The following is an 18930-nucleotide window of genomic DNA, read 5'->3' on the forward strand; positions in this document are numbered from 1 at the left end:
CCGGCTGATCGTGGGTGATCAGAAGAGGCGCGTCTCGGGGTCGTCCATTCCGCGGAGAGCATCGTAGTCGAGAACGACGCAGCGGATGCCGCGGTCCTCAGCGAGAGTACGTGCCTGCGGTTTGATCTCCTGAGCAGCGAAGACTCCGTTGACTGGGCTCAGCAGTGGATCGCGATTCATCAGCTCGAGATAGCGGGTCAGCTGTTCGACACCGTCGATATCGCCGCGGCGCTTGATCTCCACCGCCACAGACTTCTGTCCGTCGTCACGAGCCAAGATGTCCACCGGACCGATCGCGGTCATGTACTCGCGGCGCACCAGACTGTAGCCCTCGCCGAGGGTCTCGATATGTTCGGCGAGCAGTTCCTGCAGATGCGCTTCGACCCCGTCCTTGACCAGCCCGGGATCGACCCCGAACTCATAGGAGTCGTCAGCGAGGACCTCGGCGATGGAGATGACGAGACGGTCACCGGTCTTCGTCTGGGAAACCTCCCACAGCTCCGTCAGGCCGGCTTCGGCCTGCTCGGCGTCGGGCTCGATATGCCGAACCGTACACGGGGGAGTCATCCAGTTCAGCGGCTTATAGGAACCGCCGTCGGAATGGATAAGCACCGAGCCGTCGGACTTGAGCATAATGAGGCGGGTGGCCATCGGAAGGTGGGCGGTCAGACGACCGGCATAATCAACGGAGCATTGGGCAATGACTAGACGCACGCGCTTCAGCCTACGTGAGACAATGACTCAATGCCACGATCTTCATCCTCGCGTCGCAAGAACAAATGGCAGCAGTCTCCCCGCGATCTGTCCGACTCTGTGGCAGGCATGAGGACAAGCCGTTCACTGCCGGACGGAACCTGGTCCGTGCAGACCGTGAAGGGAAACGAATCCGGCAAAGTCTATGTCTGCCCTGGATGTGGCCGGGATGTCAGTGCCGCCTCGAGCCATGTCGTTGCGTGGCGTCAGGATGCTCCCCACGGAATCGAGATCGGGGTCGAAAGCAGGCGGCACTGGCACCAGCACTGCTTCGACCGCTTCCGGTGAGGTCAGATGATCTCCGGGCTGTCGTCAACAGGGCTGGAGTCGACTGAGACCTCAGTCAGCCAACGTGCCTCACAATGACGATGGGACCCGCATCAGCGGGTCCCATCGTCATAGTCGATTCGGCCGGTCTCAGATCAATCGTGCTGGACCCGGTCGGTCTCGACTCAATCGATCTCAGCGCAGCGAGTTGCGCGAGCGCGAGGTCTTCGAGTTGTCCTTCGAGCCGGAGACCTGAGCGTTGATCGAGATCGTGTCCTCGTCGGTGGCGCCGTTGGGCAGATCTTCGCCTGCCGTGTCCTTCTCATCAGCGGCAGAGTCAGCGTTCGACTCCGCAGCGTTCTTCGAAGCAGGAGTCGACTTCGAGCTTTCGGCCGACTCGTCGGAAGCCTTCGCAGGGCCGTTGTCCTCGGCTCCGGCACCATCGTTCTTCGCAGGACCGGTCGACTTCGAACCCCCGCCCGAGGCGGATCCGGACTTCGAGGTTTCGGCGTCGTTCGATCCTGCGTCATCGGTCGACTTCGCGGAGTCGTCGGCCTTGGGCGCATCCGACGAGTCATCGTCGGCCAGCAGGTCTTCGAGCTCCTGACCGTCGGCGATCTGCTCGGTGGCGTGAGACGCCGATTCGGCCTTCGCCGGATCCACTGAGTCGCCGCCCATGACCCCGGGCATAGCGAACAGCGAACGGAGCTGGTCGAGCTGAGCAGTGATCGTCTTGCGCTGCTTCGTGAGCAGATCGACCTGCGACTGTGCGGAGGCGACATTGCGTTTGGCCTCTGCCGCGGATTCCTCAATGGTTGCCTCGGCGGTGGCGCGAGCTTCCGCAATGAGCGTCTGTGCGCGGGACTTTCCGTCGGCGATGATCTCGTCGGCCTTCTTCACCGCGTCGGTGCGAGTCTGCTCCGCACGCTCGGCAGCTTCCTTGGCCTCGGTGTCGGCCTTCGCTGCGCGTGCCTGAGCCTCTTCGACGAGCTTCTTGTTCTCGACCTGAGCCTCTTCGTAGCGCTTCTTGCGTTCGGTCTCGGCTTCCTTGCGCTTGTTCGCGAGCTCGACGTCGAAGTCGTTTCCGGCCTTCTTCGATGCCTCGTCGCGTGCCTTCGCGGACTTGAGCAGCTCATCGGCCTGCGCCTGAGCAGCCGCCACTGTCTCCTCTGCCTCGGTCTTGGCTTCGGCACGCAGATCCGCAGCTTCCTTCTCAGCGGTCGCCCGCAGTTCGGAGAGCTCGAGATCGAGACTCTCACGAGCCTCCTTGGCGGAAGCGGCATTCGCTTCCTTGGCCTGGTTGGTCTCGCGTTCGGTGGTCGCGCTGAGTTCGGCTGCACGCTTCTCAGCAGCTTTGATCGTCTCTTCGGCGCGCAGCTCGGCCGAGGAAGTGATCGCATCGGCTTCCGAGCGAGCATTGGACAGTGTGTCGTTGCTCTCGGTGTGCATCCGAGCGCGAGCGGATGCCGCCTCGGCGCGGGCCTTGTTCCGAATCGTCTCGGCATCGGAATTGGCCTGAGCCAGGGTCTCGCGGGCCTGCGACTCGGCGATCTTGAGAAGATGGTCGATGCGGCTTCCGGGAGGCCCTGCCGCCTCTGCATTGTCGTTGGCAGCCTTCTTCAGCTGTGCTTTGGCTTCGGAGAGCTCACCTGCGATCTGCAGCTTCGCCCGATCTGCATTGATGACCTGGCTTCGCGCATCGGCCAGGGCCTTGCGGACCGACTCGACCTCGGTGCGCAGCTGCTGCAGTCGCGAATCGACTTCACTCTTCTCGTAGCCGCGCATCGCTGTGCGGAATTCTTCGGTGGGCGTCACTGAAGCGAACTCCTGTCATCTTGGAAAGGGGGTGTTCTTAGGCTGTCCTCGTCCTACTCTAACGGAGACTCCATGAGTGTTGGGTGCGAATGCGAGAGTGTGGACGAGGGCTTGATCCATGGCCGCGCGGACCCCGTGATGCAGGCCACATGGGCCTCGACTAGGCTGGTGGATGTCGAAATGCATACGTGCTGCGGACACGCGTCCGCAGCACGGATATCCGAGGAGGAAATATGGCTGATGCAGTGATCGTCGCCGGAGCGCGCACACCGTTCGGGCGACTGCAGGGAGAGCTGTCGAAACTCAGTGCCGTCGAGCTCGGCGCCGAAGCCATCGCCGGGGCACTCGATCGTGCCGACATTCAGGGCTCCGACGTCGACTACGTGATCATGGGCCAGGTTCTGCAGGCCGGAAACAGTCAGGGCCCCGGTCGACAGGCGGCAGTCAAAGCCGGCATTCCGATGTCCGTTCCGGCTGTGTCGGTCAACAAGCTGTGCCTGTCGGGAATCAACACGATCACCCAAGCGGCTCAGCTGATCCGAGCCGGCGAGTACGACGTCGTCGTGGCGGGCGGGCAGGAATCGATGAGCCAGGCCCCGCACATGCTGATGAAATCGCGTTCGGGGTACAAGTACGGTGATGTCGTCGCCAAGGACCATATGGACTACGACGGACTCTGGGACGCATTCACCGATCAGGCTATGGGCGGACTGACCGAAGAGGCCAATGCCGGTGACCGCGAGTTCTCGCGCGCTGAGCAGGATGAGTTCTCCGCTCGTTCGCACCAGCGCGCGGCGGCGGCACAGAAGGCCGGTGCCTTCGAGAATGAGATCGTGCCAGTGACCATCAGCTCGCGCAAGGGCGATGTCACCATCTCCGCAGACGAGGGTGTGCGTCCTGACACGACGGCCGAGTCCCTGTCCAAGCTGCGGCCGTCTTTCCGGAAGGACGGAACGATCACCGCCGGCAACGCTTCGCAGATCTCCGACGGAGCCTGCGCTGTCGTCGTCATGTCGCGTGAGAAGGCCGAAGAGCTCGGCGCTCCGATCCTCGCCGAGATCCGTTCGCATGCCTGGACCGCCGGACCGGACTCGACTCTCCAGCACCAGCCCTCACAGGCGATCAAGGTCGCTGCCGAGCGTGAAGGCGTCGCAGCCGACTCCTTCGACCTCTATGAGATCAACGAAGCCTTCGCCGCCGTCGGCCTGGCCAGCGCCAAGGACCTCGGCATCGACGAGGACAAGGTCAACGTCAACGGCGGCGCCGTCGCACTTGGCCACCCGATCGGTGCCTCGGGAGCCCGGGTCGTCCTCACCCTTGCCCTCGAACTCCAGCGCCGAGGCGGCGGCACGGGTATCGCCGCACTCTGCGGAGGCGGCGGGCAGGGTGACTCGCTCATCGTGACAGTGCCCACTCAGGCCTGAGCCGAGTCGTTCGACCTCAATTCAGCCAGATGAACCGGTGGGGAGCCGATCGGCTCCCCACCGGACCGGACAGAAGGGACCATCAACATGCTCGCAGCTTTCTCAGTCGCTCCTAGTGGGGGAGAAGGGGCCGACGCCTCGGTCCACGATGCCGTGGCAGCGGCTGTCGAGATCGTCCGCAATTCCGGTCTGCCGCACCGGACGGACTCGATGTTCACGACCATCGAAGGGGAATGGGACGAGGTCTTCGCGGTCATCAAAGAGGCCACCGAGGCTGTCGGCCAGTTCGGCACTCGAGTGTCCCTGGTGGTCAAGGCCGATATCCGTCCCGGCTACACCGGCGAGATCGACGGCAAACTCGAGCGTCTGGAGAAGGCGATCGACGCTCGGGGCGAAGGCTGAGTCGAATTCTTCCGAAATTCTCAGTGACGTGAGTCTCATCTGGCGTTAGTCTTTCTCCATCGGATGCATCGATCGAAGGAGATGGACAATGAATGGTGCAAAGCTCTTCTCAGTTGCCACGGCACTGACGCTTGTCGCGTTGCTGGGCTTCATGCTCGCAGGATTCTTCCCGATCATCGTCGACTTCGCCTTTGGGATCGAAGCCGTGGCAGTCATTCTTGCGATGACGGGAGTGGTGGCCGTGTCATTCGTGACGGTGAGGCAGTCGATGGAGAACGCAGCCCGTCACTACTGAGATGTTCCTGCCGAGCTTTCACGGCAGCGCGTCGGCCCCGGTTCGAGGCGACGGACGAGACAGTCCGCACCGACCCGGGGCCGCTTTCTGTTCTCATCCGGGCATCGGTTACGATATTTGAGCCTCCGTAGCTCAGTCGGATAGAGCAACCGCCTTCTAAGCGGTAGGTCGCGGGTTCGAGCCCCGCCGGGGGCGCTTCTCATGCCCGCACCCGTTGAACGGGCGGATCCGTCTGATCCCTGCAGTCGCTGAGCAATTCCGCGCCGATACGGCGTGGCAGTTGGTGCCGAGCTGGGAAAACATAGAGAGTGGAGGCGTGATGACTGAGAGCAAGAGCGCCGTGACGCCGCCGGTCGGCCAAGCGTTGAACGATATCGTCAAGCGAGTTTCGGAGACGCGCTTCACCCTGCGCAGCGAAGACTTCGCCGACGCTCGCACAGCACACTCGACACTGACTGCGGAACTCAACGACTACGTGCTGCCGCGGATCAATCGTTCGCGGACTCCGTTCCTCATCGCCGTGGGCGGGTCGACAGGTGCCGGCAAATCGACACTGGTCAACTCCCTCGTAGGGCGCAATGTCAGTCCTGCCGGCGTGCGTCGACCGACGACGGGCAACCCGGTCGTCATCTTCAACCCCGCCGATGCGAAGTTCTTCGAATCAGAGCATTACCTGCCTGACCTGCCGCGCAGCTCCGATCCTCAGTCGGCCATGCCCGGAGTCGTGCTCATCGCAGATGAGAACATCGAAGCGGGCACTGCCATCCTCGACTGTCCGGACATCGACTCCATCTCGGAGACGAACCGTGCGCTCTCGCGCAGGGTTCTGCTCAGCGCCGACCTGTGGCTCTTCGTGACAACGGCGAACCGGTACGCCGATGCCGCCCCGTGGGCCCTGTTGAAGACGGCCGCTGCGCGAAGCACTTCGGTGGCCATCGTTCTCGATCGGGTTCCGCCCGAAGCCAACCGCGAAGTCAGGCATCACCTGTCGAGTCTTCTCGCCGATGCAGGACTGGCGAACTCACCGATCTTCTCCGTCGCCGAGCTCGAGCTGGAAGACGGTCTGCTGCCTCATGCGGCGATCTACCCTATTCGCTCCTGGATCTCTCAAGTCGGCACGGAGGGCACCTCACTCGAACGCATCCGCAATCGCACGCTGACGGGTGCGATCGCTGCCCTGCCCGCACGGGTGAGGGAGCTCGCCGACTTCGCCGAAACTCAGGAACAGGCCCACATCGCCCTGGTCGGCTCAGTGGAGAAGAGCTTCCGATCGGCTCAATCCGGACTCGCCGAAGTCTTCTCCGACGGACGGGTTCTCCACGGAGAGGTCAATGCCCGCTGGCAGGACTTCGTGGGCACAGGACAGCTCTTCCGCGGACTGGAGCCGACGATGGCTCGAATGCGCGATCGCATCTCCGCCGCAGTGACCGGCAAACATGACGCGGCCACTCCATTGCATGTCGCCATCCTGCGCAGCGCGGCTGTGTCGCTGCGCGAACAGGCCATCGACGTGGTCGATGAAGTCAATGCCGAATGGCGAAACACCGCTGCAGGTGCAGCGCTCATCGAAGATCAACCCGAACTGCGCACGGTGGCCGCGGGGCTCGAGGACTCAGTGAAGTCGGCGGTGGCCACGTGGTCGGATGAAGTCAACGCGCTAGTGCGCGATATCGGTCAGGGCAAGAAGTCCAAGGCCCGGATCCTCTCCTTCGGCGTTGCAGGAGTCTGCGCCGTCGTCGAATACGCGGCCTTCTGGGATCCGCGGAGCGCCAGCGATGGCGGGCAGAGCACCCGACAAGGGGCAGGAGTCGCACTCAATCTTGCGGAGACGATCTTCGGAGCCGACGAGGCGGCCGGTCTCATCGCATCGATCCGACAGCGCTTCCTCGACGCGGCTGTGGGCATCGTGGCGGGCTGCCGTACTCCTTTCGACAACGCACTGAGACTATCCGCGGTACCGGCGCGGCAAGCGGGCGCCCTGCGCGCCTCCGGTGAACGACTTGAGGTGGCATTGTGAACAGTTCCGCACAGACCGAGATCCGGCGTCTCGCCGAAGGCATCCGACACGCCCTGTCGCTGAGTGAGGACAAGCTCGGCGGAGAAGTTCGCACCGATGCTCAGAATCTGCTCGACCGGGCGGAAGACCGCCTGGGCCTGGGTGAGGACTTCACCGTCGTGGCCTTCGCAGGGTCGACGGGCTCCGGCAAGTCCTCACTGTTCAACGCAGTGGCCGGTCTCGAGATCGCCCGTGTCGGTGTGCGCAGGCCGACGACTTCACGACCGACCGCATGCGTCTGGGGCGAGGGCGGAAACGATGTCCTCGACTGGCTGCACGTGCCCGAACGCAGCCGCACCTGGCGCGAGTCCGCGCTCGACGGCGACGATCAGAGACGCCTGCACGGACTGATCCTGCTCGACCTGCCCGACCACGACTCCACGGCAGTTGAACACCGTGTCGAGTCGGATCGTCTGGTGGGACTCGTCGACGTCGTGTTCTGGGTCGTCGACCCACAGAAGTACGCCGACTTCTCGCTGCACTCCGAGTACCTGACCAAACTCGCCGAGAACAGTGCGAACATGGTCGTCGTCCTCAACCAGATCGACAAACTCAGTCCGGAGGAGCAGAAGGCCGCAACCGACCATCTGCGCCAGCTGCTCAACGAGGATGGGCTGAGCGAGACGAACGTGCGCATCTCCTCGGCCGTGACCCGAGAGGGCATCCCAGAGATCCGCAGCATCCTCGCCGACACCGTCGACTCGAACGACGCAGCGGCCGAGAGGCTGTTGGCCGATATGCAGGCGATGGCCAATCGGATCCGGAAGGAACTCGGAGAACCGGTCTCCTCGCCGGACGAACTGGCCGGTGCATCCCGACTGGTCGAGACGATGTCGGAAGCCGCCGGTGTCGAAGCCGTGGCACAGACCGTGCACGATGATTACATCCGCCGTTCCTACCGCAAGACCGGGTACCCCATCCTCGCATGGGCCCAGCGCAATGCGCCCGATCCGCTGGGTGCCAAACACGGTCAGGACAGGGACGAGCTCGTCCGCGCATCGGTGCCGGCGACGACGAAGGCACAGAGCTCCCACGTCCGGCTCATGGCCCACGAACTCATCGCAGAATCCGTGTCGACCATGCCGCAGGCATGGCAGAACGAGGCCGCGGAAGCAGAGAAGAAGAGCACCGACGAGCTGTCGGCGAATCTCGACTCGGCCGTCACCGCTGTGGATATCACTCGCCAGAGCCCTGGTTGGTGGTCGCTGGCACACACCCTGCAGATCATCTTCTTCGTCGCTTCGATCGTCGGTCTCCTCGGCATCATCGTCTCCGCCCTCGTCGCCGCAATCGGTTCGGGTGCCCTGCCGACGTGGTGTTGGATCGTCAGCATCGGGCTGTTCCTGATCGGCTGCATCGGTTCGTTCGTGACCTCTCTGATGGCAAAGTCTGCGCGGGCCAGAGGCGCGAAGGAGGCGGCCTCCGAGGTCGACGGCAAGCTGCGGGACGCGGTCGGCCGCGTCGCCCAGAGCTCGTATCTCAACTCGGTGAAGAGCGTCATCGGAGAGCACCGACGGGCTTACGAGATGCTCGGCTGAGACGCAGACGCGCGTCTCCGACTCGAACACACTCCGTGGGCGACTCGGACATTGAAGCTCTGTGGACGGAGAACCTCTGTCCACAGGGCATTTCATGTTTCTGGACACTGGAGCGATGGACCGGGCTGACTGGAGATCCATGCGGACGCAGATGACCGCATGGTTTCATCACACCGATTTGGAGACACCGATGTCCGCAATCCCGATCACCGTCACCGGCACCGTCGCCACCGAGCCGAGCGCGCGTACGTTGCCGTCCGGGCGAGCCTGCGCCTCGTTCAGGCTGGCCGTCAACCACTGGCGAGTCGACAAGAACACCGGCGAGTTCGTCTCAGACGGCACCTCGTGGTTCGGCGTCGACTGCTACGGCGACCTGGCGAGCAATTCCGCGATGTCGCTCAACACCGGCGCCGCAGTGATCGTATCGGGCAGCTTGAGGAATCGAGAATGGGCCACCGAGGAGCGCAGCGGAATCTCGCCGACGGTGGTCGCGGAGCATATCGGCCCCGACCTGAGGTACGGAACCGCTCATTACAAGCGCGCTAAAGCAGCCGACCGGTCACAGTCGACGACCGGAGAGTCGAACTCTGAGTCATCCGGATCGAATGATTCGGTTTGGAACACCTTGGGCACCGCGGAAACGCCGCCGGAGTCCGAATCCGACGGCGATACCGATCGTGGCGACATCGTCGATGCCGCGAGCGGCGCCGATGCCGACATCGACACCGGTGCCGAAGATGATCCGATCGCGCAGGAGACCGCAAAAGTCGCGGCGCCCTTCTGATCGCGTGAATTCCTTGCCGTCCTGGAGAATGGATGCGCCTCGCGGCCCGTGTCATCCGCTAGAGTGAGACTGTCAATCGTCCCCTCTCGCCGAGGTTGCAGATGCGTCTTGTTCCTGTGCTGAGTGCTGCGGCACTGACTCTGGCATTGTCGGGCTGCTCGCTTCTCGGCTTCGGCGCCGATGATTCGCAGCCGCAGCCGAAGCAGACCCAGGCGAAGCCCGTTGCCGAAGTCGACAAGGTGCTCAAGGCACTCAAACCGCTGACGGGTGACAAGGAATCGGTGCCGTCGACGAAGAAGTTCTTCTCCACGATGCTCGACGCCGGATATGAGCCCGAACAGCTCGAGGCGACGATCGACGAATCGCCGCTCGGCAATGAAGTTCCTTCGAAGATGTTCGGAGTCAAGACCGACAAGGGCTGCGTCGTCGGCGAGATCCGGAAGGGCAAAGCCACCGCCGACCTCGTCCAGCCCACGGAATCGACGGGCTCCTGCCTGTTCGGCGAAGTGGAACGGCCGAAAGGTGTCAAAGCGCCGAAGGGCGAGAAGCGCGACGAAGACGGCGACTCGAACGGTGCCGGCCACCTGCCCGGCGAGGACATCAACGGCAAGGACGGGGAAACCGAGAGCCCCGTGCCGAGTGAAGACGGCTCCTCGTCGGCAAGCACCGGGGGAGCGGAAGGGACTGCGGGCTCCGAAGGCACTGACAGTTCCCAAGGAACCGATGGTTCTCAGGGCACCGACGGATCCTCCGGTGAGGGCGGGTCCGAGGAGACTTCGAGCGACGGTGGCACTTCGGGTGAAGCCCCGTCTCTCGGCGGAGGCTGAGCGCTCGTCAACGCAGGTCTGGCCGCCTCGGCGGAAGTTCGGACATCCCCGGCGGATGCCGAGCGTCAAGTGGCGCTGGGGTGCGCCGAACCGATAGCCTGAGTGCACTATGGCCGAATTCATCTACACCATGCACAAGGCGCGCAAAGCGCACGGTGACAAAGTCATCCTCGACGATGTATCGATGTCGTTCTACCCCGGAGCGAAGATCGGTATGGTCGGCCCCAACGGCGCCGGCAAATCAACCATTCTGAAGATCATGGCGGGTATCGAGCAGCCCTCCAACGGTGAAGCTCGACTCAGCCCGGGGTACTCGGTGGGCATCCTCATGCAGGAGCCGCCCCTGAATGAAGAGAAGACCGTCCTCGGCAACGTCGAAGAAGGCGTCGGCGAGATCAAAGCAAAGGTCGATCGTTTCAATGCCATCTCCGAGGAGATGGCCGATCCCGATGCGGACTTCGACGCCCTCATGGAAGAGATGGGCAAGCTGCAGGAGGCCATCGACGCCGCTGACGCTTGGGATCTCGACTCCCAGCTCGAACAGGCGATGGACGCTCTGCGGTGCCCGCCGCCGGACGCGGACGTCGCTGTACTCTCCGGCGGTGAACGTCGCCGCGTGGCACTGTGCAAGCTTCTGCTCGAGAAGCCCGATCTGCTGCTCCTCGACGAGCCGACGAACCACCTCGATGCGGAATCGGTGCTGTGGCTCGAGCAGCACCTGAAGACCTACCCGGGCGCTGTCATCGCGATCACCCACGATAGGTACTTCCTCGACCACGTGGCCGAATGGATCGCCGAAGTCGACCGTGGGCACCTCTACCCGTATGAGGGCAACTACTCGACCTACCTCGAGAAGAAGCAGGAGCGCCTTCAGGTCCAGGGCAAGAAGGACGCGAAACTCGCCAAGCGGCTGAAAGACGAACTCGAATGGGTGCGTTCGAACCCGAAGGCGAAGCAGACGAAGTCGAAGGCACGTCTGGCCCGCTACGAGGAGATGGCGGCCGAGGCGGAGAAGACGCAGAAGCTCGACTTCGAAGAGATTCAGATTCCGGCCGGCCCCCGCCTCGGTGATGTCGTCATCGAAGCGGACAAGATCGAAAAGGGCTTCGATGGGCGCAAACTCATCGACGGCCTGAGCTTCTCCCTGCCGCGCAACGGCATCGTCGGCGTCATCGGACCCAATGGCGTCGGAAAGTCGACGCTGTTCAAGACGATCGTCGGCATGGAAGACCTCGACGGCGGAGATCTCAAGGTCGGAGAGACTGTGAAGATCTCCTATGTCGACCAGTCCCGCGGCGGAATCGATCCGGACAAGAACCTGTGGGAGGTCGTCTCCGACGGGCTCGACTTCATCCAGGTCGGCAAGGTGGAGATGCCCTCCCGGGCCTATGTCTCCGCGTTCGGATTCAAAGGCCCGGACCAACAGAAGAAGGCCGGAGTCCTCTCCGGCGGTGAGCGCAACCGCCTCAACCTCGCTCTCACCCTCAAACAGGGTGGAAACCTGCTCCTGCTCGATGAGCCGACGAACGACCTCGATGTCGAGACCCTCGGCTCGTTGGAGAACGCTCTGCTCGAGTTCCCCGGCTGCGCCGTGGTCGTCTCGCACGATCGCTGGTTCCTCGATCGTGTGGCCACGCACATCCTCGCGTGGGAGGGCACCGAAGAGAACCCGGCGAACTGGTACTGGTTCGAAGGCAACTTCGAAGCCTATGAGAAGAACAAGGTCGAGCGACTCGGCGAAGACGCGGCCCGCCCGCACCGAGTCACCCACCGTCGTCTCACCCGAGACTGAGCTCAGTTCGGTCTGAGCCGAAACGGTTCCGACTCTTCTTTCGAACACAGTGATGCCCCGGTCATAGAGACCGGGGCATCACTGTATCCTTGCGGAACAGGTGGACGATGAACGCGCCCGCACAGAATCGGTGGGAGACGTGCGCTGCGTCCGCTGGCGGACCGTCCAAAACGAGCCAGCCCGAAGCCTCGACCGAATGAGGAGAAGAGTCAGTCCTCTGAGCGGCGGGTGAGTCCGCCGAGGTTCGCGATCCCTCTGAACAGCAGACGGACGAGGATCGTGCCGATGACTCCGCACACAACGGCCAACAGCCCGCAGACCGCCACATGCAGATCCGTGCGCCCCATGAACGCCACGAGACTGAGCAGCCCGATGACGAGGAAAAGCGCCACGTTGACCAGTCGGCTGAGGATGGTGCCGATGATGTCCATCATCGTCGGGTCCTTACTCGTCACTGAACCTCCTTGACCCGGACCATGCCTTCCTGGGCCACAGTAGCCAGCAGGGTTCCGTCCTGAGCGAAGATGCGGCCGTAGCCGAGACCGCGCCCACCCTGTGCGGCAGGAGACTCCTGCACATAGAGCATCCAGTCGTCGACGCGCACACGGTGGTGCCACCACATCGCGTGGTCGAGGCTGGCCACCCGCAGCCCCGGGGTTCGCCACGTCAGTTCGTGATGACGAAGGACGGGTTCGAGCAGGTTGAAGTCACTGGCATAGGCCAGAGCCGCGGCATTGAGCACTGGATCGTCGCCGAACGTCGAACTGGCTCGGAACCAGGAATGCTGTTCGGTGATCGAGGGATCCGAGACGCCCGAGGTGTGCAGAGACGGCTCGACAGGACGGACTTCGAAGGGACGCTTCCTCAGCCAGTCGCTGACGACCGGAGAATCCTCGTCACCGATATAGTCAAGCAGTTCCGGGCAGTCCTCGGGAGCCGGCAGACCGGTCGGCATCTGCTCGGCATGGCTGAGACCCGGCTGGTCGTCCTGGAACGAAGCGCTCAATGACAGGATCGGCGCGCCCTTCTGATATGCGTGGACGCGGCGGGCAGAGAACGAACGGCCGTCGCGCAGCCGCTCGACGCCGAATTCGATGGGCTCACTGACATCGCCGGCGCGCAGGAAATATCCGTGGAGCGAATGGATCAGGCGGTCACTGGGAAGTGTGGCAGCTGCTGCGACGACACACTGTGCGAGCACCTGCCCGCCGAAGACTCGACCGTCGGGTTTGTACTGACTGTGTCCGATGAAGAAGTCCGTTTCGCTGGACGCCGCAGTGAACTCGAGCCGGCGCAGATCGAGGATCTCGTGCAGCCGAGCTACGTTCGCCTCCGCTTCGGAGGATGCTTCGTCGGTCATGGGCTTCTCCCTCGGATGACTGGGCCAATCGTGCGTTCGAGTAACGATCCTATCGCGTGCGGCACCGTCGTGAGGAAGGTGGCATGATGGGAGGCATGCACTCTGGCGCCACCAACCCCCTTCTCGACGAATTCACCCGCGTACTGTTGGAACTGAGATGGGGTGATATGGACGCCTACGGCCACGTGAACAACGTCACCCAGCTCAAACTGCTGGAAGAGGCCCGCGTCCGTGCTCTCGGCTCTCCCACTCACAGCTCCGATGCACCGACCACGCCGGGAGAGCACGGGGTGACCGAGACGGTCAGCGGGGTCGAGATACCGACGATCTTCGCCGACGCCTCTGCCACCACCGAGCTGCTCGTGGCCTCCCACGCCATCGAATACCGTGCCCCGATTCCCTATCGGACCGGACCCATCGCCGTCGATCTCGTCATCAGCGATGTGCGACCCGCCTCGGTGACGGTGGGCTATGTCATCTGCGAACCGGACGGTTCGCGCACCTACACGGTCGCCGAGACCGTCATCGTCTTCATCGACATCGCCAGCGGCCGGCCGCGACGCCTCAGCGAAGCCGAGACCGTCGCCATGGAATCGGTGCTCGGCACGCCCGTTCCGCTGCGGAGGGCCCGACGATGACGGATCTGCATATCAGTGACCCGCTGGCGATGCGGGATCTCTCCGCCTTCACTTCTCTGGCGCACAGGGCAGATGCTGACGGAGCGATGCGACTGCAGGTCGCCTCCGACGTCCTGGCCGCCACCGTGGCACCGCTGTTCCCACACGGGCTCGGCGATTCGACACCGCTGGTGCTGGCCATGCGGATGCTGCGCCTGCACGACCACGAACAAGACGGATTCGACGAGGCGGTGCCGCTGTCGAATCTGCTCGACCGCTTCGCCCGAGACGAGAATGGAACCACTCTGCCGGTGCCGCCGAATTCGGTGCTCGTGTCGTGGACCGGGATCGCGCCCCCACGCGGGGGCTGGTCCGAGTACGACACGATCAGCGTCGGGCGGCTCCACGAGACTGCGGAGTCGGGGATCGCAGAGATCAGCACCGGTGCGCCCGAGGGTTCCGGGGGACACGCGGTCAAAGCTCTGCGTTCCCGCGTGTGGTCACGTCCGATGGCGGGCGAGCAGGGAACCGGGATGCCAGGAGGATTGGCCTTCGCAGCCGCTGCCCTGCGCTTCATTCCACCGCCGGGGCGCGATGACGACCGTCAGCTGCGCATCATGGAATCCGGAGGCTGGCTGCGTCTCGTCGCCCCAGGCGGTCACCTGCTCACGCGTGCCCGCGGACTGTGATCAGCGGTCTGTGGTCACCGGAGAGTGATCACCGGATGTTCGGGTTCGTATTCACCATCGCGGTCGCTGCCCGCTGGAAGTAGTCCCAGAACATCTCGTCGTACAGCGGCGGCAGGCTCACATCGTCGAGCGCCGCGCGCATGCAGCGCAGCCAGCGGTCCCGGGCATCGAAATCGATCGGATAGTCGAAATGCCGCATCCGCAGTCGCGGGTGACCTCGCTGCTCCTGGTAGGTCGACGGTCCCCCGAAATACTGCTCGAGGAACATCTGCAGACGGTGCTTCGCCCCCTCCAGCTCATGGCCGTCGGGATACATCGCAATTAGCTGAGCATCCGCATCGACATGCTGGTAGAACACGTCGACGAGGCGGGTGAACGTGTCATGCCCGCCGACGGCCTCGAAGATGGAACCGTCAGTTGTTGTCTGCGACATCGCTCGATCCTTCACTGGGGGAGTCCTCCTGCACGGTGCTGCGGATCTCCTGGTCACTGGGCAGAGGCGAGGGATTCTCGGAATCCTCGGCGACTGCCGGAGCCATCGCCTTCTCCTGAGCGGGCAGGGTACGCAGAACCGTCTCCTGCACCATACCGATCTGTCCGCCGCGCTTGGCCAGCTGGGTCATCAGTTCGGCACGGAAGGCACGCTCGACCAGCCACTGCAGGTTCGGCTTGGTCTTGACCATCGTGCGGATGACCCGGTGGGAGCCCGACAGCGACTGGACACCGGCGATCTCGGGATCCTCCAACATCGCACTGGCCAGCTCGGGATCCTTCCGCAGAGTGCGCGTGATGTCCGCGGTCATCTCGCGGTACTCATCCATCGAGGTCCGGTAGTCGAGCGGGATGTCGAGCACGGCACGAGCCCAACCCTGGGACAGATTGCCCACACGCAGGATCTCGCCGTTGCGCACATGCCACAGGGTGCCGGTGAGGTCACGGATCTGGGTGCGGCGCAGGCCGACGTCCTCGACTTCGCCGACGGCTTCGCCCAGGTCGACGGTGTCACCGATTCCATACTGGTCTTCGATGACGATGAAGAATCCCGACAGGTAGTCGCGGACGAGCTCCTGAGCACCGAAGGCGATGGCAACACCGGCGATACCGGCAGAAGCGAGGATCGGGGCGATGTTGAAGCTGAGCGCATCGAGGATCATGAGGACCGCGATGACACTGACGAGGATCGTCGTCACCGACGAAAGCATGCGCCCCACGGTCTTCGCCCGCTGGGCTCGGCGCTGCTTGATCGTCTGCTCATCGATCCCGGTCCGCTGAGCCTCAAGCGCCGTGGCGGAGAACTTCGCTCGGCCCGCGCTTTCGGCCTTCTCGCTGCCCACCGTGCCCTTGGCCACCGCAGTGGTGAACCGGCGGATGAAGAGCCGGATGATGAGGTTGACGACGATGGCGCCGATGATGATCACGGTGATCTTCAGCGGAGCGCCGAGGAGGAAGGTTGCCCAATCGAAGTCACTTGCGTTCTGAACAGTGGAATCTATTGCATCGGTTGTCATGATCTTTCGAGACTAACTGTGAAGGTTCAATGATCCCTTGGAAGCGCTGGACACACGCTGAACCTGCAGCGCCCGCTTCGCATCGGCGAGGTTCTCCCGCATCAGCCGCACCAGGCCCTTCGGTGCTGAGGGGTGATCGTCGAGCCACTGTGACGTGGCGTCGACTGTGGCAGAACTCACCGGTGGGTACAGCCGCAGAGTCATCGTCTGCGCCATCTCCAGGGTCCGCGTCTCCCACCAGCCTGCCACCCGTGCGAAGTATTCGTCGGCGAAGGACCGCAGCGGCGCCTCGGCGGCGATGGAATCCCCGGAGTTCGTCTGCAGCCCGGTACCGAAGCCGAGAGCGAGCGCCCCGAGTTCCGAGTTCGGCAGATCTGCATCGTCGACCATCCGTGTGAAGGTCTGCGATTTCGACGCCGAGGTGGGGCGGCTGGCCCGCGCTGTCGCGGCGTGGCGGACACCGGTGGCGCTGGGGTCTCTGCGGCTCATCTCCTCGACTGTCGAATCATCGACGGCGTCGTTCGAACACAGGCCGATGATGATCTCCCATGTGAGATCGGTGTCCAGGGCGATCCCATAGACGCGTTCGGTCTCCGGTCGCAACCAGGACTTCAGCCGATCCAGCTGAACGGGTGTGGTCGCGTGACGGATGAATCCGCGCACGAACTGGAAGGCCTGGTCCGATCCTTCCTCGGTCGCCTCGAGGACCTCGAGGAAACGGTCAGCCACCTCGGCGTGCATCCTCTCGCGCTCCTGCGGCGGCAGGTAGGAGCCGACCGCGGTATCGAGCTGGCGCATCTGCGTGAGCAGTCCGGAGGAATGGGTGATGGCGCCCAGATGGGTGAGCACAGTGTTGATGTAGTCGTGGACGGGCCGTTCTCCGTCACGGACTTCATCCCACAGCGTTGCCAGCACGAGGAGCTGGGTGAGCGAATCGTCGAAGTCACCCAGTCTGTTCGCCGCAGTGTCCATGCTGCGGGCGTCGAAGCGGACCTTCGCATAGCTGAGATCGGCGTCGTTGACGACGATGACATTGGGCAGGGCCAGGCCTCGAGCCTCGTCCACCTCTGCGGATTCTCCGTCGATGTCGAGGGGGAAGGAATGAGTGCGTTGCAGACGTCCCTGCCCGTTGTCCGAATAGAAGCCGACGGCCAGCCGGTGCGGACGCAGCGACGGGGTCGGCTGACCCGGAATCGACCAGGGCTGCTGAGTCACGCGCAGGCTCGAGATCGTCTGCTCGTCCGTTCCCGATGCCTTGGCCGTGCCATCACCGGCTCCAGTGGTGACGACGGCCTCGAGGAGGTTGACTCCGGATTCCTCCAGCCACAGCTTCGACCAGCTCTCCAGATCCCTGCCCGAGGTAGCCTCGAGCTCCGTGAGCAGATCGGAGAGCTCGGTGTTCGACCACGCGTGCTTGTCGAAGTAGCTCTTGAGGCCGGAGAAGAACTCCTCGCGACCGACCCAGGCCACGAGCTGTTTGAGCACGGAAGCGCCCTTGGCGTAGGTGATTCCGTCGAAGTTGACTTCGACATCGGCAAGGTCCTCGATCGGGGCGACGATCGGGTGCGTGCTCGGCAGCTGATCCTGTCGGTAGGCCCAGGACTTCTCGATCGTGGCGAAGGTCGTCCACGCATCGGCGAATTCGGTGGCCTCGGCCGTCGCCAGCGTCGACATGAACTCGGCGAAGGACTCGTTGAGCCACAGATCGTTCCACCAGCGCATGGTGACGAGGTCGCCGAACCACATATGGGCGAGCTCGTGGAGGATCGTGACGGTCCGGCGCTCAACAAGAGCCTCGGTTGGACGTGACCGGAACACATAGTTCTCGAGGATCGTCACGGCGCCGGCATTCTCCATCGCTCCGGCATTGAACTCGGGCACGAAGAGCTGATCGTACTTCTCGAACGGGTAGGAGACACCGAATTCGCGTTCGAAGAACTCGAAACCGGCCTTCGTGATCCGGAACAGCTTCGTCGCATCGAGGTGTTCGAGCAGAGACGCGCGGCAGTAGAGGCCCAGAGGAACAATCGAACCGTCGGAGGAAGTCAGCTGCGAATGCACGGACTCATACGGGCCGGCGATGATCGCGGTGATATACGACGAAATCGGCGTGGTCGGGGCGAACTGCCACACCGCCATGCCCTCCTGCGGTTCCTCTCCGAGCTCGGCGAAGGTCTCCTTCGCGTCGCTCGGAGTCGGAGTGGGGGAGTTCGAGACGACGGTCCACTTCTCCGGCGCGATGACGGTGAAGGAGTACGGAGACTTGATATCGGGCTGCTCGAACACGGGGAAGACACGGCGGGCGTCAGGGACCTCGAACTGAGAGTAGAGGTAGACCTCGTCATCGATCGGGTCGACGAATCGGTGCAGACCTTCTCCGGTGTTCATATAGGCGAAATGGGCATCGACGATGAGTTCGTTCTCAGCGGCGAGGCCGGGAAGGGTGATGCGGGCCGGTGCGACCACCTCGGCGAGGTCGAGGTCCGTGCCGTTGAGTCGGACGCGCTCGACACTCGCGGTGATGGCGTCGATGAATGTCGTCGAATCCGCTGCCGCGGTGAACCGGATACGTGAACGGACGCGGAAACTCTCACCGACTCCTGTGAGGATCAGAGTGTGCTCGTAGCTCGAGACGTCCACGATGGCTGAACGTTCGCGTGCTTCGTCGCGTGTGAGATTGTGTTGCGGCACAGTGAGGTGACCTTCGCTTCGGGAACCGGGTGTACTCGGTCATTCTTTCATGGACAGGCTCCGCTGCGGCGGTGTCGGTGCGACGGATCGCGATTCGGCCACCGTCACCGAG

The 18930-nt window shown here is 63.5% G+C and carries 17 protein-coding genes and 1 tRNA gene; 11 read left to right on the top strand and 7 right to left on the bottom strand.

What is annotated here, in order from left to right:
- Positions 1-18: 18 nt before the first annotated feature.
- Both nucS and HIM68_RS02075 read right to left on the bottom strand, forming a co-directional pair.
- Positions 19-714, bottom strand: coding sequence for an endonuclease NucS (nucS, locus tag HIM68_RS02070; RefSeq protein ID WP_139466990.1), 696 nt, complete (start codon positions 712-714; stop codon positions 19-21).
- Between the two features lie 501 nt (positions 715-1215).
- Positions 1216-2835 (bottom strand): cell division protein, encoded by a 1620-nt coding sequence (locus HIM68_RS02075; RefSeq protein WP_172169205.1) that lies wholly within the window; start codon positions 2833-2835, stop codon positions 1216-1218.
- A 233-nt stretch (positions 2836-3068) separates the two neighbouring features.
- Here HIM68_RS02075 and HIM68_RS02080 point away from each other — a divergent pair, with 233 nt between their 5' ends.
- The 9 genes from HIM68_RS02080 (at position 3069) to ettA (ending at position 11953) form a co-directional block, all read left to right on the top strand.
- Complete coding sequence (locus HIM68_RS02080) at positions 3069-4259, top strand: acetyl-CoA C-acetyltransferase (RefSeq protein WP_172169208.1); 1191 nt, start codon at positions 3069-3071, stop codon at positions 4257-4259.
- Between the two features lie 87 nt (positions 4260-4346).
- Positions 4347-4661 (top strand): thiamine-binding protein, encoded by a 315-nt coding sequence (locus HIM68_RS02085; protein WP_139466993.1) that lies wholly within the window; start codon positions 4347-4349, stop codon positions 4659-4661.
- A gap of 88 nt (positions 4662-4749) precedes the next feature.
- The gene (locus HIM68_RS02090; RefSeq protein WP_172169211.1) at positions 4750-4956 is read left to right on the top strand and encodes a hypothetical protein; all 207 of its coding nucleotides are present in this window, start codon (positions 4750-4752) and stop codon (positions 4954-4956) included.
- Positions 4957-5077: 121 nt separating this feature from the next.
- Positions 5078-5151: transfer RNA gene (locus HIM68_RS02095), tRNA-Arg, on the top strand.
- Between the two features lie 124 nt (positions 5152-5275).
- Positions 5276-6973 (top strand): dynamin family protein, encoded by a 1698-nt coding sequence (locus HIM68_RS02100; RefSeq protein ID WP_172169214.1) that lies wholly within the window; start codon positions 5276-5278, stop codon positions 6971-6973.
- On the top strand, positions 6970-8550 hold the full coding sequence (locus HIM68_RS02105) for a GTPase (RefSeq protein ID WP_172169217.1): 1581 nt from the start codon (positions 6970-6972) through the stop codon (positions 8548-8550). Before HIM68_RS02100 ends, HIM68_RS02105 begins: the two co-directional genes overlap by 4 nt.
- A gap of 190 nt (positions 8551-8740) precedes the next feature.
- Positions 8741-9334, top strand: a complete 594-nt coding sequence (locus tag HIM68_RS02110; protein WP_172169220.1) for a single-stranded DNA-binding protein — start codon at positions 8741-8743, stop codon at positions 9332-9334.
- A gap of 101 nt (positions 9335-9435) precedes the next feature.
- Positions 9436-10161, top strand: a complete 726-nt coding sequence (locus tag HIM68_RS02115) for a hypothetical protein (RefSeq protein ID WP_139466998.1) — start codon at positions 9436-9438, stop codon at positions 10159-10161.
- Positions 10162-10270: 109 nt separating this feature from the next.
- Positions 10271-11953, top strand: a complete 1683-nt coding sequence (gene ettA / locus HIM68_RS02120; RefSeq protein ID WP_172169223.1) for an energy-dependent translational throttle protein EttA — start codon at positions 10271-10273, stop codon at positions 11951-11953.
- A gap of 209 nt (positions 11954-12162) precedes the next feature.
- Here ettA and HIM68_RS02125 read toward each other — a convergent pair whose 3' ends face one another.
- Together HIM68_RS02125 and HIM68_RS02130 are read right to left on the bottom strand one after the other, a co-directional pair.
- Positions 12163-12408 carry a hypothetical protein gene (locus HIM68_RS02125; RefSeq protein WP_229663906.1) on the bottom strand — a complete coding sequence of 82 codons (246 nt, stop codon included), beginning with the start codon at positions 12406-12408 and terminating at the stop codon, positions 12163-12165.
- A complete protein-coding gene (locus HIM68_RS02130; RefSeq protein ID WP_172169226.1) occupies positions 12405-13313 on the bottom strand; it encodes an acyl-CoA thioesterase II in 909 nt (302 codons plus the stop codon). Before HIM68_RS02130 ends, HIM68_RS02125 begins: the two co-directional genes overlap by 4 nt.
- 95 nt (positions 13314-13408) lie before the next feature.
- Between HIM68_RS02130 and HIM68_RS02135 the strand changes: the two genes are divergently transcribed.
- A complete protein-coding gene (locus HIM68_RS02135) occupies positions 13409-13951 on the top strand; it encodes a thioesterase family protein (RefSeq protein ID WP_172169229.1) in 543 nt (180 codons plus the stop codon).
- Complete coding sequence (locus HIM68_RS02140) at positions 13948-14619, top strand: hypothetical protein (RefSeq protein WP_139907946.1); 672 nt, start codon at positions 13948-13950, stop codon at positions 14617-14619. The genes HIM68_RS02135 and HIM68_RS02140 overlap by 4 nt, the downstream gene beginning before the upstream one ends.
- A 28-nt stretch (positions 14620-14647) precedes the next feature.
- Here HIM68_RS02140 and HIM68_RS02145 read toward each other — a convergent pair whose 3' ends face one another.
- Genes HIM68_RS02145 through pepN form a run of 3 tightly spaced genes read right to left on the bottom strand, consistent with a single transcriptional unit; the run spans position 14648 to position 18818 of the window.
- Positions 14648-15052 carry a globin gene (locus tag HIM68_RS02145; RefSeq protein ID WP_172169232.1) on the bottom strand — a complete coding sequence of 135 codons (405 nt, stop codon included), beginning with the start codon at positions 15050-15052 and terminating at the stop codon, positions 14648-14650.
- A complete protein-coding gene (locus HIM68_RS02150) occupies positions 15033-16127 on the bottom strand; it encodes a mechanosensitive ion channel family protein (RefSeq protein ID WP_172169235.1) in 1095 nt (364 codons plus the stop codon). The genes HIM68_RS02145 and HIM68_RS02150 overlap by 20 nt, the downstream gene beginning before the upstream one ends.
- A 12-nt stretch (positions 16128-16139) precedes the next feature.
- A complete protein-coding gene (pepN, locus tag HIM68_RS02155; RefSeq protein WP_172169238.1) occupies positions 16140-18818 on the bottom strand; it encodes an aminopeptidase N in 2679 nt (892 codons plus the stop codon).
- Positions 18819-18930: the final 112 nt, after the last annotated feature.

Origin of the sequence: Brevibacterium sp. CT2-23B, from assembly GCF_013168765.1 — a bacterium.
Classification (GTDB): domain Bacteria; phylum Actinomycetota; class Actinomycetes; order Actinomycetales; family Brevibacteriaceae; genus Brevibacterium; species Brevibacterium sediminis.